Origin of the sequence: Teichococcus aestuarii, assembly GCF_042651065.1 — a bacterium.
In the GTDB taxonomy this organism is placed as follows: domain Bacteria; phylum Pseudomonadota; class Alphaproteobacteria; order Acetobacterales; family Acetobacteraceae; genus Pseudoroseomonas; species Pseudoroseomonas aestuarii.
Genome location: NZ_JBHSCH010000007.1, coordinates 66,771 through 81,217 on the forward strand (window position 1 = coordinate 66,771; position 14,447 = coordinate 81,217).

14 protein-coding genes are annotated in these 14,447 nt (G+C 71.6%); 10 read left to right on the plus strand and 4 right to left on the minus strand.

Annotated features, from left to right (window positions below):
- Positions 1–39 precede the first annotated feature (39 nt).
- Entirely contained in the window at positions 40–1,035 is a 996-nt protein-coding gene (locus ACFOY6_RS05630) for a tripartite tricarboxylate transporter substrate binding protein (protein WP_109516301.1), read from the minus strand.
- A gap of 135 nt (positions 1,036–1,170) precedes the next feature.
- Here ACFOY6_RS05630 and lpdA point away from each other — a divergent pair, with 135 nt between their 5' ends.
- Genes lpdA through ACFOY6_RS05645 form a run of 3 tightly spaced genes read left to right on the plus strand, consistent with a single transcriptional unit; the run spans position 1,171 to position 3,768 of the window.
- Entirely contained in the window at positions 1,171–2,688 is a 1,518-nt protein-coding gene (lpdA, locus tag ACFOY6_RS05635; protein WP_379649428.1) for a dihydrolipoyl dehydrogenase, read from the plus strand.
- Positions 2,689–2,702: 14 nt separating this feature from the next.
- Complete coding sequence (locus ACFOY6_RS05640) at positions 2,703–3,440, plus strand: YoaK family protein (RefSeq protein WP_379649430.1); 738 nt, start codon at positions 2,703–2,705, stop codon at positions 3,438–3,440.
- Between the two features lie 10 nt (positions 3,441–3,450).
- Positions 3,451–3,768, plus strand: a complete 318-nt coding sequence (locus ACFOY6_RS05645) for a PGPGW domain-containing protein (RefSeq protein WP_146201847.1) — start codon at positions 3,451–3,453, stop codon at positions 3,766–3,768.
- Between the two features lie 15 nt (positions 3,769–3,783).
- Here the strand turns inward: ACFOY6_RS05645 and ACFOY6_RS05650 are convergent, their stop codons facing one another.
- From ACFOY6_RS05650 to fsa, 3 genes are read right to left on the minus strand one after another with little or no spacing between them, the layout of a single operon-like run.
- On the minus strand, positions 3,784–4,713 hold the full coding sequence (locus ACFOY6_RS05650) for a tyrosine recombinase XerC (RefSeq protein ID WP_245906206.1): 930 nt from the start codon (positions 4,711–4,713) through the stop codon (positions 3,784–3,786).
- Positions 4,710–5,309 (minus strand): hypothetical protein, encoded by a 600-nt coding sequence (locus ACFOY6_RS05655; RefSeq protein WP_109516296.1) that lies wholly within the window; start codon positions 5,307–5,309, stop codon positions 4,710–4,712. Before ACFOY6_RS05655 ends, ACFOY6_RS05650 begins: the two co-directional genes overlap by 4 nt.
- A gap of 26 nt (positions 5,310–5,335) precedes the next feature.
- Positions 5,336–5,992 carry a fructose-6-phosphate aldolase gene (gene fsa / locus ACFOY6_RS05660; protein ID WP_109516295.1) on the minus strand — a complete coding sequence of 219 codons (657 nt, stop codon included), beginning with the start codon at positions 5,990–5,992 and terminating at the stop codon, positions 5,336–5,338.
- A 144-nt stretch (positions 5,993–6,136) separates the two neighbouring features.
- On the opposite strand from fsa, the gene ACFOY6_RS05665 reads away from it, so the two are divergent.
- From ACFOY6_RS05665 to ACFOY6_RS05695, 7 genes are all read left to right on the plus strand, one after another.
- Positions 6,137–8,332, plus strand: a complete 2,196-nt coding sequence (locus ACFOY6_RS05665; protein WP_379649434.1) for a primosomal protein N' — start codon at positions 6,137–6,139, stop codon at positions 8,330–8,332.
- A 213-nt stretch (positions 8,333–8,545) separates the two neighbouring features.
- Complete coding sequence (locus tag ACFOY6_RS05670; RefSeq protein ID WP_109516293.1) at positions 8,546–9,127, plus strand: F0F1 ATP synthase subunit delta; 582 nt, start codon at positions 8,546–8,548, stop codon at positions 9,125–9,127.
- Between the two features lies 1 nt (position 9,128).
- Entirely contained in the window at positions 9,129–10,664 is a 1,536-nt protein-coding gene (atpA, locus tag ACFOY6_RS05675; RefSeq protein ID WP_109516292.1) for a F0F1 ATP synthase subunit alpha, read from the plus strand.
- Positions 10,665–10,685: 21 nt separating this feature from the next.
- Entirely contained in the window at positions 10,686–11,567 is an 882-nt protein-coding gene (locus tag ACFOY6_RS05680; protein WP_109516291.1) for a F0F1 ATP synthase subunit gamma, read from the plus strand.
- A 14-nt stretch (positions 11,568–11,581) separates the two neighbouring features.
- A complete protein-coding gene (gene atpD / locus ACFOY6_RS05685; RefSeq protein ID WP_379633103.1) occupies positions 11,582–13,012 on the plus strand; it encodes a F0F1 ATP synthase subunit beta in 1,431 nt (476 codons plus the stop codon).
- Positions 13,013–13,034: 22 nt separating this feature from the next.
- A complete protein-coding gene (gene atpC, locus ACFOY6_RS05690; RefSeq protein WP_109516289.1) occupies positions 13,035–13,445 on the plus strand; it encodes an ATP synthase F1 subunit epsilon in 411 nt (136 codons plus the stop codon).
- 127 nt (positions 13,446–13,572) lie between these two features.
- Complete coding sequence (locus tag ACFOY6_RS05695) at positions 13,573–14,442, plus strand: ferritin-like domain-containing protein (protein WP_109516288.1); 870 nt, start codon at positions 13,573–13,575, stop codon at positions 14,440–14,442.
- Positions 14,443–14,447 lie beyond the last annotated feature (5 nt).

The window sequence follows — 14,447 nt, forward strand, 5'->3', positions numbered from 1 at the left end:
AGGGGCGGGGGCCGCGTTGCGCGGCCCCCGCTTCGCGTTTCAGCCGTCGATGCTGAGGTTGAGCCGCGCCACCATCGCCTTCTCATAGGCGGCGCGGCGCACCGTGAAGTCGCGATAGGCCTCGGTGTCCATGTAGTTCAGCGGCATGTCCCATTTCTCGCGGATCGCCGTGTTCTCGGGGCTCATCAGCGCGGCCTTGAAGGCGTCGTGCAGCACGCGCACCACGCCCGGGTCCATGCCCTTCGGCCCGGCGATGCCGTAGGGCGAGGTGACGGCGAGGTCGATGCCCAGCTCCCGCAGCGTCGGCACATCGGGGAAACGCTTGGCCCGCTCGGGCGACCAGACGCTGAGCAGGCGGAACTGCCCCGCCTCCACCTGCGGCACCCAGGCCGAGCTGTCGGCGATGCTGTCGATCTGCCCGCCGAGCAGCGCCGTCACCCCTTCCGTGCTGCCGCGGAAGGGCACATGCGTCATCTGCATCCCCAGCCGGTTGCAGATATCCTCCATGGCGAGGTGGTTGGTGGTGCCGATGCCGCTGGTGGAATAGGTCATCATCCCCGGGCGCGCCTTCACCGCCGCCACGTAGTCGGCCCAGCTCTTGATCGGGCTGTCCGTCCGCACCACCACGCCGAACAGCCAGCCGGTGAGGCCGATGACCGGGGTGAAATCCTCCACCGGGTCCCAGGACTTCGCCTTGGTCATGTAGGGATGGCGGATCACCGAGAGGTGGTGCTGGGCCAGGGTGTAGCCATCGGGCGCCGCCTGCAGCAGCGCCTGGGCGGCCAGCAGCCCGCGCGCGCCGGAGCGGTTCTCGATCACCACCGGGTGGCCCAGGCTGCGCGTGGCGAGATCGGCCATCGAGCGGAGCTGCGCGTCGGCCGAGCCGCCAGGGGGCCAGGGCACCATCAGGCGGATCTGCCGGGCGGGGAAGCCCTGTGCCAGGGCAGGGCGCGCCAGGGCGCCGGCGGCGGCAGCGCCGGCGGCGAGAGCCAGGACGTTGCGGCGCGGCAGCGCCCGGTCGGAGCGGGTGGGCATTCTCGTCATTCCTCCACGGGGGAGGCTTCGTTTTGGCCCCCTCCCATTGCGGGCAGCGTGGCAGAGGCGGGGCATGGCGCGCAACATCCCTGCGCGGGCCCGGCCCCATGCCCGCCCCTGTGGCGGCCGGGGCGCATGCGGGGCGGGAGGGGCAGGATCGCGCCGCCAGGGGCCGGCTCCGGCACGCTGCCCCCTTGCCCGATGGCGCCGGCCGCGCCAGTTTGCCCGTCACATTCCATTGCCAAGCAGGACTTTTGCCCCATGTCCGACAGCTTCGACGTGATCGTGATCGGCGCCGGCCCCGGCGGTTATGTGTGCGCCATCCGCGCCGCGCAGCTCGGGCTGAAGGTGGCCTGCGTCGAGAAGCGGGAGACGCTGGGCGGCACCTGCCTCAACATCGGCTGCATCCCCTCGAAGGCGCTGCTGCAATCCTCGGAGAGCTTCGAGGAGACCAAGCACAAATTCGCCGACCACGGCATCATCGTCGAGGGCGTGAAGCTCGACCTGGCGCGCATGCAGGCGCGCAAGGGCGAGGTGGTGGCCGCCAACACCAAGGGCGTCGAGTTCCTCTTCAAGAAGAACAAGATCACCTGGCTGAAGGGGGCCGGGAAGATCGTCGCCCCCGGCAAGGTGGAGGTCGCCGGCCAGACCTACGAGACGAAGAACATCGTCATCGCCACCGGCTCGGACAGCGCGCCGCTGCGCGGCGTCGAGGTCGATGAGAAGCAGGTCGTCACCTCCACCGGCGCGCTGGAGCTGGAGAAGGTGCCGGGCCACCTCGTCGTCATCGGCGGCGGCGTCATCGGGCTGGAGCTGGGCAGCGTGTGGCGCCGCCTCGGCGCCGAGGTGACGGTGATCGAGTATCTCGACCGCCTGGCCCCCGGCATGGATGCCGAGACGGCCAAGCAGTTCGAGCGCGTGCTCGCCAAGCAGGGCATGAAGTTCAGGCTGAAGTCCAAGGTGACCGGCGCCGCCAAGTCGGCCGAGGGCGTGACCCTGACGGTGGAGCCCGCCGCCGGCGGCGCGGCCGAGGAGATCAAGGCCGATGTGGTGCTGCTGGCCATCGGCCGCCGCGCCTACACCGAGGGCCTCGGCCTCGCCGAGGTCGGCGTCGAGCTGGACGAGCGCGGCCGGGTGAAGACCGACGGCCACTTCGCCACCAACATCCCCGGCATCTACGCGATCGGCGACGTCATCGCCGGCGCCATGCTGGCCCACAAGGCTGAGGATGAGGGCGTGGCGCTGGCCGAGATGCTGGTGGGCCAGGCCGGCCACGTGAACTACGGCGTCATCCCCGCCATCGTCTACACTTGGCCCGAGATTGCCAGCGTGGGCGAGAGCGAGGAGGAGCTGAAGGCGCGCGGCCAGGCCTACAAGGTCGGCAAGTTCCCCTTCATGGCCAATGGCCGCGCCCGCGCCATGGGCGATGTGGACGGCTTCGTGAAGATCCTGGCCGACAAGGAAACGGACCGCGTGCTGGGCTGCCACATCCTGGGCCCGGATGCCGGCACGCTGATCGCCGAGGTCGCCATCGCCATGGAGTTCGGCGCCAGCGCCGAGGATGTGGCCCGCACCTGCCACGCCCACCCGACGCTGAACGAGGCGGTGAAGGAAGCCGCCCTGGCCGTCGACGGCCGGCCGCTGCACATCTGAGCGGCGCGGCGCGGGTGGGCTCGCTTCACCCGCGCCCGCCCCTGGCCGGCCTCGCCCGCGCAGGATTGAGCGAGGCGGGGCTGAGCCTCTGCCTCGCCGCCGTGGCGGGGGCGGTCAATGCCGGCGGCTTCCTGCTGGCCGGCGCCTACACCTCGCACATGTCCGGTATCGTCTCGGCCATGGCGGACCATCTGGTGCTCGGCGCCGTGCCCGTGGTGCTGGCGGGGCTGCTCGCGCTGCTGGCCTTCACGGGCGGCGCCATGGCCTCGGCCATGCTGATCAACCATGGCCGCCGGCGCGGGCGGCCCAACCCCTACCTGGCGCCGCTGCGGCTGGAGGCGGGGCTGCTGCTGGCCGGCGGCGGCGCCGGCTGGCTGGTGGCGCAGCGATCGGGCGGGCTGCCGCCCGCGGCGCTGGCGACGCCGCTGCTCTGCTTCCTGATGGGGCTGCAGAACGCCACCATCACCAAGATCTCCGGCGCGCGGATGCGCACCACCCATGTCACCGGCATCGTCACCGACATCGGCGTGGAACTGGGCAGGCTGCTCTACTGGAACCGCGCCGGCACGCTGGAGGGCCGCCCCTTCGTGCGGGCGGACCGCGCCAAGCTGCGCCTGCTGCTCGGATTGCTGGGCGGCTTCTTCCTGGGCGGGGTGGCGGGGGCGGCGGGCTTCCTGGTGCTGGGCTTCGCCTTCTGCCTGCCGGTGGCGGCGCTGCTGCTGCTGACGGCCGGGGCCATGCGCCAGCCATGAGGCAGGCTTCTTGAGCCGAGGCCGGGGCAGGGCCATCTGCCATGCCATGCTCGTCTATCGCCCGTCCTGGAAACGCAAGCTGGCCGGCTGGTTGCTGCTGCTGCTTGGCGTGATCGGCCTGATCCTGCCGGTGATGAACGGCACCGTCTTCCTGCTGCTCGGCATCTTCGTGCTGCGCGAGCAGCATGCCTGGTCGCAGCGCGCGCTGGGCTGGTGCCAGGCACGCTGGCCAGCCCAGGTGAACGGGCTGGGCTCGCTGGAGGGCCGCATGCTGAGCCGCTGCGGCGCGTGGTCGGACTGGATGATGCGCCGCCTCGGCCGGCGCTGAGGCGAGGGGCGCGGCCTAGTCGCTGCGCGGATGCGCCTTCTGCCAAGTCTCCAGCAGCTTCACCGCATCGACGCTGGTGTAGCGCTGGGTGGTGGAGAGGCTGGCATGGCCGAGCAGTTCCTGGATGGCGCGCAGGTCGCCCCCCGCGCCCAGCAGGTGGGTGGCGAAGGAGTGGCGCAGCGCGTGCGGCGTGGCGCTCTCCGGCAGGCCGACGAGGCGGCGATAGGTGCGCAGCGCCTTCTGCGCCACGCCCGGGTCCAGCCTGTCGCCCCGCGCGCCGAGGAAGAGCGGTTCCTCCGGCAGGGCGGCGCCGCGCAGCCGCAGATAGGCCGCCACCGCCTCGGCCACCGCGGGCAGCACCGGCACCAGCCGCTCCTTCTCGCCCTTGCCGGTGATGCGGAGCGCCTGCCGGGCCTTCGGCGCGTCCTTCACATCCAGCGCCAGCGCCTCCGAGATGCGCAGGCCGCAGCCATAGAGCAGGGTGAACAGCGCCGTGTCGCGCGCCGAAAGGAGGGGGCTGTTCTCCACGTCGCCGGCGGCGCGGGAGACGTCGATCGCCTGCTCCGGCGTCAGCGGGCGGGGCGCGGGGGGCACCACGCGCGGGCCGCGCAGCCCGGCCAGCGCCAGCGGCGGCAGGCCGTGGTGGCGGGCCAGGAAGCGCAGGAAGCCGCGTATGGCGGCGAGCTGCCGCGCGCGGGTGGCGTTGCCCACGCCGTCGCGCGTCGCGCGCTCGGCCAGGAAGGCGCGCAGGTCGGCCGGCCGCAGCGCGGCGAAGCTGGCCATGGTGGGTTCCTCGCCATGGTGGCGGGTGAGGAAGTCCAGGAAGTCCGAGAGGTCGCCGCCATAGGCGATCAGGGTGTGGCGGCTGGCCCGGCGCTCCCGCGCCAGCCAGTCCAGCCAGAGCTGGCGGGCCTCGAAGCCGGTCATGACGGGGTTCTCGCTCATCGCAGCAGGGCCGCGGCCAGGGCGCGCGCCAGGAACAGCAGGTCCGGCCCGGCGCCGCGCGCCGGCAGGCCGGTGGCGCCGCGCGCGCCCAGCACCAGCATGCAGGGCGCGCCGGGCAGGGGCAGCCGGGCCAGCGCGTCGCACCGCACCAGGCCGGCCGCCTCGGCGTGCAGCAGGGGAAGGTCGGTGGGGGCGGGGCGGACCAGCGCGTCGCGCCCGGCGGGCAGCAGCCGCGCCACGGTGCCGGCGGGCAGGCTCAGCCGGTGCGCGGCGGGCATCCCCTCATCGGCCAGGGCGCAATGCTCGAGGCCGAGCAGGGCGGGCCATTCCTGGCTCACCGTCTCGGCCGGGTCGGCGCTCGGGATCAGCGCCAGCACGGCGGCGCGGGCGCGGGCGGCGAAGCCCGCCCCCTCGCGCGCCGCGTCCGCCATCTCGCGGCTGGCGGCGCGCTCGGCGGAGAGCATCGCCGCCATGTGGTCGGCCAGCTCCTCGCCATGGACGCGGCGCGGCGGCGCAAGCAGCCGGTACAGCTCGGGCTGCTCGGCCAGGAAGCCGGGATGGGCCCGCAGCCAGGCGGCCACATCCTCGGGTGTCATGCCGCCCTCCGCGCCCCGCGCCCGGCTCAGAGGATGCTCTGGCCGGTCTTCTTCCAGTCGGCCAGGAAGGCCTCCAGGCCGCGGTCGGTCAGCGGGTGCTTGATGAGCTGGCGGATCACGGCGGGCGGCAGGGTGGCCACGCCGGCGCCGAGCTTGGCCGCCTGCGCCAGGTGCAGCGGGTGGCGGATGGAGGCCACCAGCACCTCGGTCCGGATCGCGGGGTAGTTGCGGTAGATCTGCACGATGTCGGCGATCAGCTGCATGCCGTCCTGCGCCAGGTCGTCCAGCCGGCCGACGAAGGGCGAGACGTAGGTGGCCCCCGCCTTGGCCGCCAGCAGCGCCTGGGTGGGGGAGAAGCACAGCGTGACGTTGACCGGCGTGCCCTCGTCGGAGAGCGCGCGGCAGGTGCGCAGCCCGGCCTCGGTCAGCGGCACCTTCACCGCCACGTTCGAGGCGATGCCGCGCAGGAAGCGGCCCTCGGCCAGCATGGTCTCGTAGTCGGTCGCCGTCACCTCGGCGGAGACGTGGCCGGGCGTCACGGTGCAGATCTCGGCGATCACCTCGGCCATGTTGCGGCCGGACTTGGCGATCAGCGAGGGGTTGGTGGTGACGCCGTCGACCATGCCGAGCTCGGCAAGCGCGCGGATCTCGGACACCTCGGCGGTGTCGACGAAGAACTTCATGAGGCGGTTTCCTGTGGCGCGGCGACATGCGCCGGTTGCGAGGAGGAGGGGGTGCGTCCCGGGGTCGTGTCACCCTATCTAGCGGATGGCGGGTGCCGGGCGAAAGGCCGTGCCGCCCGGGGAAGGTCTTGGAGAAGGGGCTCGATGGCTCGTCTGCGTGTGCTGCTGCCCCTGCCGCTGGCCGGGGCCTATGACTACCGGGTGCCGGCCGGCCGGGACGTGCCGCCGGCCGGCAGCTTCGTGGTGGTGCCGCTCTCGGGCCGGCAGCTCTACGGCGTGGTGTGGGATGGCGAGGCCGATCCCGACCTGCCGGAACGCCGCCTGCGCGACATCGTGGAGGTGCTGCCGGTGCCGCCGATGACGGCCAGCCTGCGCCGCTTCGTCGAATGGGTGGCGGCCTATACGCTGAGCCCGCCCGGCGCGGTGCTGCGCATGGCGATGAGCAGCCCCTCGGCGCTGGAGCCGCCGGCGCAGAAGGCCGGCTGGCGCCTCGCCGCCGCCGGGCGGCGCGCGGCCCAGGGGGAGGGCCAGGGGGAGGGGCGGCTGACCGAGGCGCGCCGCCGCGTGCTGGACGCGATGGAGCCGGGCGAGGTCTACACCGCCGCCACCCTGGCCGCCGAGGCCGGCGTCTCCGCCGGCGTGGTGCGCGGCATGGCCGGGGCCGGGCTGCTCGAGCCCGCCCTGCTGCCGGCCGGCGCCGAGTTCCCACGCCCCGACCCCGCCCACCCCGGACCCACCCTCGGCACCGAGCAGGGGCAGGTGGCGGCGGCGCTGCGGGAGGCCACCGCGGCGCGGGCCTTCGGTGTCACGCTGCTCACCGGCGTCACCGGTTCGGGCAAGACGGAGGTGTATCTGGAGGCGGTGGCGGAATGCCTGGAGCAGGGCCGCCAAGCGCTGGTGCTGCTGCCCGAGATCGCCCTCTCCACCCAGTGGCTGGAGCGGTTCGAGCGGCGCTTCGGCGGCCCGCCCGCCCTGTGGCACTCCGAGCTCGGCAGCCGGCTGCGGCGGGACACCTGGCGCGCCGTGGCCGAGGGGCGGGCGCCGGTGCTGGTGGGCGCCCGCTCGGCCCTGTTCCTGCCCTTCCCGGATCTCGGCCTGATCATCGTGGACGAGGAGCACGAGACCGCCTTCAAGCAGGAGGAGGGCGTCATCTACCACGCGCGGGACATGGCGGTGGTGCGCGCACGCCTCGCCGGCGCCGCCTGCGTGCTGGTCTCCGCCACGCCCAGCCTGGAGACGCTGACCAATGCCGGGACTGGCCGCTACGCCGCGCTGCACCTGCCGGTGCGGCATGGCGGCGCCAGCCTGCCCGAGGTGGCGGTGATCGACCAGCGGCGCACGCCGCCCGAGCGCGGCCGCTTCCTCAGCCCGCCCCTCGTCGAGGCGGTGCGGGAGACGCTGGCGGCGGGACAGCAGGCCATGCTGTTCCTCAACCGGCGGGGCTATGCGCCGCTGACGCTCTGCCGCAGCTGCGGCCACCGCATGCGCTGCCCCAACTGCACCGCCTGGCTGGTGGAGCACCGGGTGCGCCGCACCCTGCAATGCCACCATTGCGGCCATGCCGAGCCGATTCCCGAGACCTGCCCCGAATGCGCCGCCGAGGGCAGCCTGACGCCGCTCGGCCCTGGCGTGGAGCGGGTGCAGGAGGAGGCGGCGCTGCTCTTCCCCGAGGCGCGGCGGCTGGTGATGGCTTCCGACACCATCCCCGGCCCCGCCGCGGCGGCCGAGGCGGCGCGCGCCATCCAGGAGCGCGAGGTGGACCTCATCATCGGCACGCAGATCGTCGCCAAGGGCTGGCACTTCCCGCACCTGACCCTGGTGGGGGTGGTGGATGCCGATCTCGGCCTCGCGGGCGGCGACCTGCGCGCCGCTGAGCGCACGGTGCAGCTGCTGCACCAGGTGGCCGGCCGCGCCGGCCGGGCCGAGGCGCCGGGGCGGGTGCTGCTGCAGACCTGGAGCCCCGAGCATCCGGTGCTGGAGGCGCTGGTCTCGGGCGATCTCGACGCCTTCATGGAGGCCGAGGCGGAAAGCCGCCGCCCCGGCCACTGGCCGCCCTTCGGCCGGCTCGCCGCGCTGATCGTCTCGGCCGAGGATGAGCGGGAGGCGGACCGCGCGGCGCGCGACCTGGGGCTCACCGCGCCGCAGGCGGAGGGGGTGGAGGTGCTGGGCCCGGCGCCGGCGCCGCTTGCCCTGCTGCGCGGGCGGCACCGGCGGCGGCTGCTGCTGAAGGCGCGGCGGGACGTGGCGGTGCAGCCGCTGCTGCGGGAGTGGCTCTCCCGCGCCGGGGTGCCGGCCGGGGTGCGAGTGCAGGTCGATATCGACCCCGTCAGCTTCCTGTGACGCGGCGCGGCAAAGCGACAAATTGCGACAGGCTGGTGAAGACCCGGTAACGAATCCGCCGCACCCCCCGTTGCCGCGCCGCAATACCTTGTGTTAATGCCGGGCCGCCGCGGCGGACGATGTCCGCGCGCGTCGAAATCATGTCCAACCGCCGGAATGCCCTCCGGGGCACCGCGCGGCGGGACGCCGGGATAGCAGAGAACGGGATCCTCCGTGGCCTCCGAAGCGACCAACGTCTCGCCCAACGCGACCCAACCTTCCGGCCTCGCGCAGCGCTACGCGCTGGCGCTGCTGGAGCTGGCCAAGGACAAGAAGGCGGTCGATTCCGTCGCCGCCGACCTGGACAGCCTGAACGGCCTCTGGTCGAAGGACGCGGCCTTCCGCGCCTTCGTCGAGGATCCGCGCCTCGACAGCGGCGCGCAGCGGCGCGGCGCTCTCGCCGTGCTGGAGCGCGCCGGAATCTCCGGCGAGGTCCGCAACCTGGTCGGCGTGATGATCGCCAACCGCCGCCTCGCGGCGCTGCCGCAGGTGATCGCCGCCTTCGGCACGCTGCTCGCCGAGCAGCGCGGTCAGCAGACCGCCGAGGTCGCCACCGCCCATCCGCTTTCCGACACGCAGCGCACGCAGCTCGTCGCGCGGCTGACGGAAGCCGGGTATTCCAACGTGAAGCTGGTCGAGCGCGTCGACACCACCCTGCTGGGTGGCCTGGTCGTCCGTCTCGGGTCCCGCCTCTACGACAGCTCGATCAAGTCCAAGCTGCAGCGCCTGCAGTACGCCATGAAGGGGGCCGCCTGATATGGAGATCCGTCCCGCCGAGATCTCGGAGATCCTGAAGCAGCAGATCGCCGGTTTCGACGCCGATGCGAATGTTGCCGAGGTCGGCACCGTGCTGACCGTGGGCGACGGCATTGCCCGCGTCTACGGCCTGCAGAATGTCATGGCCGGTGAGCTGGTGGAGTTCCCCTCCGCCGGCCTCAAGGGCATGGCGCTCAATCTCGAGACCGACAACGTCGGCGTCGTCATTTTCGGCAACGACCAGCAGATCCGCGAGGGCGACACCGTCTCCCGCACGGGTGACATCGTCGACGTGCCGGTCGGCCGCGGCCTGCTCGGCCGCGTGGTCGATGGCCTGGGCAACCCGATCGACGGCAAGGGTCCGCTGGTCGACGTGACCCGCGCCCTGGTCGAGGTGAAGGCGCCCGGCATCATCCCGCGCAAGTCGGTGCACGAGCCGATGCAGACGGGCGTGAAGGCGATCGACGCGCTGATCCCGATCGGCCGCGGCCAGCGTGAGCTGGTCATCGGCGACCGCCAGACCGGCAAGACCGCCGTCATCATCGACACCATCATCAACCAGAAGCAGATCAACGCTTCCGGGGATGAGTCGAAGAAGCTCTACTGCATCTACGTCGCCATCGGGCAGAAGCGCTCGACGGTGGCGCAGCTGGTCCGCACGTTGGAAGAGAACGGCGCGATGGAATACTCCATCGTCGTCGCCGCCACGGCGTCCGACCCGGCGCCGATGCAGTTCCTGGCGCCCTACACGGGCTGCGCCATGGGCGAGTTCTTCCGCGACAGCGGCAAGCACGCGGTCATCTTCTACGACGATCTGTCGAAGCAGGCCGTGGCCTACCGCCAGATGTCGCTGCTGCTGCGCCGCCCGCCGGGCCGCGAGGCCTATCCGGGCGACGTGTTCTACCTGCACTCGCGCCTGCTCGAGCGCGCGGCCAAGATGGGCGAGGCCGCCGGCCTCGGCTCGCTGACCGCGCTGCCGGTGATCGAGACGCAGGCGGGCGACGTCTCCGCCTACATCCCGACCAACGTGATCTCGATCACGGACGGGCAGATCTTCCTGGAGACCGAGCTGTTCTTCAAGGGCATCCGCCCCGCCGTGAACGTCGGCCTCTCGGTCTCCCGCGTCGGCTCCGCCGCCCAGATCAAGGCGATGAAGCAGGTCGCCGGCAAGATCAAGCTGGAGCTGGCCCAGTACCGCGAGATGGCGGCCTTCGCCCAGTTCGCCTCGGATCTCGACGCCTCCACCCAGGCCCTGCTGGCCCGTGGCGCGCGCCTGACCGAGCTGCTGAAGCAGCCGCAGTTCAAGCCGGTGCCCGTCGAGGAGCAGGTGATCTCGCTCTTCGCCGGCGTCCGCGGCTACCTGGACAAGATCCCGGTCGCCAAGGTCGGCGCCTTCGAGACGCAGCTGCTTTCCTCGATCAAGGCCAATGCGCCTGAAATCGTCGCCAGCATCCGCGACAAGAAGGAGATCACCAAGGAGAACGAGGCGAAGCTGGTGTCCTTCATGGACGACTTCGCCAAGTCCTTCGCGGTCTGAGATCGGGCCGGGGCAGACAGCATGGCCAACCTCAAGGAACTCCGGGGACGCATCAACAGCGTCAAATCCACCCGGAAGATCACCCAGGCGATGAAGATGGTCGCGGCGGCGAAGCTCCGCCGCGCCCAGCAGCAGGCCGAGGCCGCCCGCCCCTATGCCGAGCGCATGGCCCGCATGCTGGGCGCGCTCGGGCAGGCGGTGGCCGGCAACCCGGACGCGCCGAAGCTCCTCGTGGGCACCGGCGCGGACCAGGTGCACCTGCTGGTCGTCGTCACCGGCGACCGCGGTCTGGCCGGCCCCTTCAACACCAATGTGAGCCGCTTCGCCCGCGCCCGGATCCGGGCGCTGGAGTCGGAAGGCAAGACGGTCAAGATCCTGACCGTCGGCCGCAAGGGCGCCTCCTACCTGAAGCGTGAATTCGCCTCCCGCGTGGTGGGCGAGGTCAGCTTCCAGGGCAAGAAGCGCGTCGGCTTCGAGGATGCGAACGAGATCGCCACCCGCGTCACCGCGATGCTGGAGGCGGGCGAGTTCGACGTCTGCACGCTCATCTACAACCGCTTCCGCAACGTGATCAGCCAGACCCCCACGGGCCAGCAGCTGATCCCGGCGGAGCTGCCGGAGGCCAAGGCCGAGGCGGGTGACGCGCAGGCGTGGTACGAGTACGAGCCGGACGAGGCGACGATCCTGGCGCAGCTGCTGCCGAAGAATCTGGCCATCCAGATCTACCGCGCGCTGCTGGAGAATTCCGCTGGCTTCTTCGGCAGCCAGATGAACGCCATGGACAACGCCACGCGCAACGCCGGCGACATGATCAACAAGCTGACCCTGACCTACAACCGTACGCGTCAGGCGAACATCACCCGCGAGCTGATCGAGATCATCTCGGGTGCGGAAGCCCTCTGAGGGGAATGACGGCCATGAAGAACAACGTTGGCAAGGTCACGCAGGTCCTGGGCGCTGTCGTGGACGTGCAGTTCCCCGCCGAACTGCCGAGCATGCAGAACGCCCTGAAGGTGATGATCGGCGACCGCACCCTGGTGCTGGAAGTCGCGCAGCACCTCGGTGAGCGCACCGTCCGCACCATCGCCATGGACACGACCGACGGCCTGGTCCGCGGCGCCGAGGTGGTGGACACGGGCGCCGGCATCTCCGTGCCGGTGGGCGAGGGCACCCTCGGCCGCATCCTGAACGTCATCGGCGAGCCGATTGACGAGCGCGGCCCGGTGGCCGCAACCAAGAGCTACACCATCCACCGCGATGCTCCCGCCTTTGAGGACCAGGCCACCTCGGCCGAGATCCTGGTGACGGGCATCAAGGTCGTCGACCTGATGTGCCCCTACCTGAAGGGCGGCAAGATCGGCCTGTTCGGCGGCGCCGGCGTCGGCAAGACGGTGACCATCCAGGAGCTGATCAACAACATCGCCAAGGGCCATGGCGGCGTGTCCGTGTTCGCCGGCGTCGGCGAGCGCACGCGCGAGGGCAACGATCTCTATCACGAGATGATCGATGCCGGCGTCATCAAGCTCGGCGAGAACGGCTCCACCGAGGGCTCGAAGGTGGCGCTGGTCTATGGCCAGATGAACGAGCCGCCGGGCGCCCGCGCCCGCGTCGCGCTCTCCGGCCTGTCCATGGCGGAGTATTTCCGCGATGAGCAGGGCCAGGACGTGCTCTTCTTCATCGACAACATCTTCCGCTTCACCCAGGCGGGCGCCGAGGTCTCGGCCCTGCTCGGCCGCATCCCCTCCGCGGTGGGCTACCAGCCGACGCTGGCCACCGACATGGGCGCCCTGCAGGAGCGGATCACCTCGACGAAGAAGGGCTCGATCACCTCGGTGCAGGCCATCTACGTGCCCGCCGACGACCTGACCGACCCGGCCCCCGCCGCCTCCTTCGCCCACCTCGACGCGACCACCGTGCTGTCGCGCTCGATCGCCGAGCAGGCCATCTTCCCGGCCGTGGACCCGCTGGACTCCACGAGCCGCGCGATGGACCCCCGCGTCATCGGCGACGAGCACTACAACACGGCCCGCGAGGTGCAGCGCATCCTGCAGACCTACAAGTCGCTGCAGGACATCATCGCCATCCTGGGCATGGACGAGCTGTCCGAGGACGACAAGCTGATCGTGGCGCGCGCGCGCAAGATCCAGCGCTTCCTCAGCCAGCCCTTCCACGTCGCCGAGGTCTTCACGGGCACGCCGGGCGTGTTCGTCAAGATCGAGGACACGGTCCGCTCCTTCGCCGCCATCTGCAAGGGCGAGTACGACCACCTCCCCGAGGCCGCCTTCTACATGGTCGGCACCATCGAGGACGCGGTGAAGAAGGCCGAGACCCTCAAGGCCGCGGCCTGAACCGGGCAGGGGGAGCTGATCCATGGCGACCTTCGACCTGGAACTGGTGAGCCCGGAGAAGCTCCTTCTCTCCCGCCCCGTCGAGATGGCCATCATCCCGGCGGCGGAGGGCGAGATGGGGGTGCTCCCCGGCATGGCGCCGATGATCGTGGCCCTCAAGGGCGGCGTCATCCGCGTGCAGGAGAACGGGCAGACCACCGAGAGGCTGTTCGTGCTCGGCGGCTTCGCCGAGATCACGCCGACCCGCGTCACGGTGCTGGCGGATGAGGCGACGCCCGTCGCCTCGCTCTCCCGCGCCGCCGCCGCCGCCCGTGTGAAGGAGGCCGAGGCCGCCTACGACGCGGCCGGCAGCGAGACGCCGGAGACGCGCGAGGCGGCGATGGACCGCCTGCTTGCCGCGCGCGAGATGGCCGCCGCGGCCGAGGCCGCTTGAGGCACCGCGCCACCGGTCCTGTCCGGGCTGTGACTTGATTCCCGACGCCGTTCGCAGATCATCCCTGCGGACGGCGTTTTTCTATGTCCCTGGGCTGGCGCGTGCCCCGGGCGGTGGGGGCAGCGGCATGAAGCACTGGCAGATCGCGCAGGTGGCCTGGAACCGGTTCGATCCGGCGCGGCTCGACGCCGGACTGATCCCCCTGGTGAAGGCGGCGGCGATGGTGGAGAAGAACGGCGTCGATTACGCCCTCTATCTCAACCGCGTCTTCCAGGACGACCCGGATTTCCGCCAGGCCGCCGACAACTGGGCGGTGGAGGAGGTGCAGCATGGCGACGCGCTGGGCCGCTGGGCCATGCTGGCCGACCCCGGCTGGAGCTTCGACGACGCCTTCGAGCGCTACCGCAACGGCTACCGGATCGACGTCAACGCCGATGCCTCCATCCGCGGCAGCCGCACCGGCGAGCTGATCGCCCGCTGCATGGTGGAGACAGGCACCTCCAGCTACTACACGGCCCTGGGCGAGGCGACGGAGGAGCCGGTGCTGAAGGAGATCTGCCGCCTCATCGCGGCGGACGAGTACCGCCACTTCAAGCTCTTCTACGACCACATGAAGCGCTACCTGGCGCGGGAACGGCTCTCCTTTCCGCAGCGCCTGCGCGTCGCCGCCGGCCGCATCGGCGAGTCGGAGGATGACGAGCTGGCCTATGCCTATCACTGCGGCAACGAGCCGGAAGGCGCGGCCTACGACCATGAACGGTGTATCGCCGGCTACATGGGGCGTGCCATGGGCTACTATCGCTACCGGCATATCGAGCGTGGCATGGGCATGGTTTTCAAATCGATCGGGCTGACGCCCCGGGGCCGCCTGGCGGGCCTCGCCGCGCAAGGGGCGTGGCGGCTGCTGCGCTGGCGGCACGGGCGCTACCAGCAATGGCTGGCGCGCTCCGATGCCACCAAGGGGAAGCTCGCCGCACGCAGCCCGGCCGCGGCTTGAGCATC

Bases quoted from the DNA above. Each gene is read 5' to 3' on its own strand.
- ACFOY6_RS05630 (WP_109516301.1), bottom strand. From the start codon at position 1,035: ATGCCCACCCGCTCCGACCGGGCGCTGCCGCGCCGCAACGTCCTGGCT.
- lpdA (WP_379649428.1), top strand. From the start codon at position 1,171: ATGCGGGGCGGGAGGGGCAGGATCGCGCCGCCAGGGGCCGGCTCCGGC.
- ACFOY6_RS05650 (WP_245906206.1), bottom strand. From the start codon at position 4,713: ATGAGCGAGAACCCCGTCATGACCGGCTTCGAGGCCCGCCAGCTCTGG.
- ACFOY6_RS05655 (WP_109516296.1), bottom strand. From the start codon at position 5,309: ATGACACCCGAGGATGTGGCCGCCTGGCTGCGGGCCCATCCCGGCTTC.
- fsa (WP_109516295.1), bottom strand. From the start codon at position 5,992: ATGAAGTTCTTCGTCGACACCGCCGAGGTGTCCGAGATCCGCGCGCTT.
- ACFOY6_RS05665 (WP_379649434.1), top strand. From the start codon at position 6,137: ATGGCTCGTCTGCGTGTGCTGCTGCCCCTGCCGCTGGCCGGGGCCTAT.
- atpA (WP_109516292.1), top strand. From the start codon at position 9,129: ATGGAGATCCGTCCCGCCGAGATCTCGGAGATCCTGAAGCAGCAGATC.
- ACFOY6_RS05680 (WP_109516291.1), top strand. From the start codon at position 10,686: ATGGCCAACCTCAAGGAACTCCGGGGACGCATCAACAGCGTCAAATCC.
- atpD (WP_379633103.1), top strand. From the start codon at position 11,582: ATGAAGAACAACGTTGGCAAGGTCACGCAGGTCCTGGGCGCTGTCGTG.
- atpC (WP_109516289.1), top strand. From the start codon at position 13,035: ATGGCGACCTTCGACCTGGAACTGGTGAGCCCGGAGAAGCTCCTTCTC.
- ACFOY6_RS05695 (WP_109516288.1), top strand. From the start codon at position 13,573: ATGAAGCACTGGCAGATCGCGCAGGTGGCCTGGAACCGGTTCGATCCG.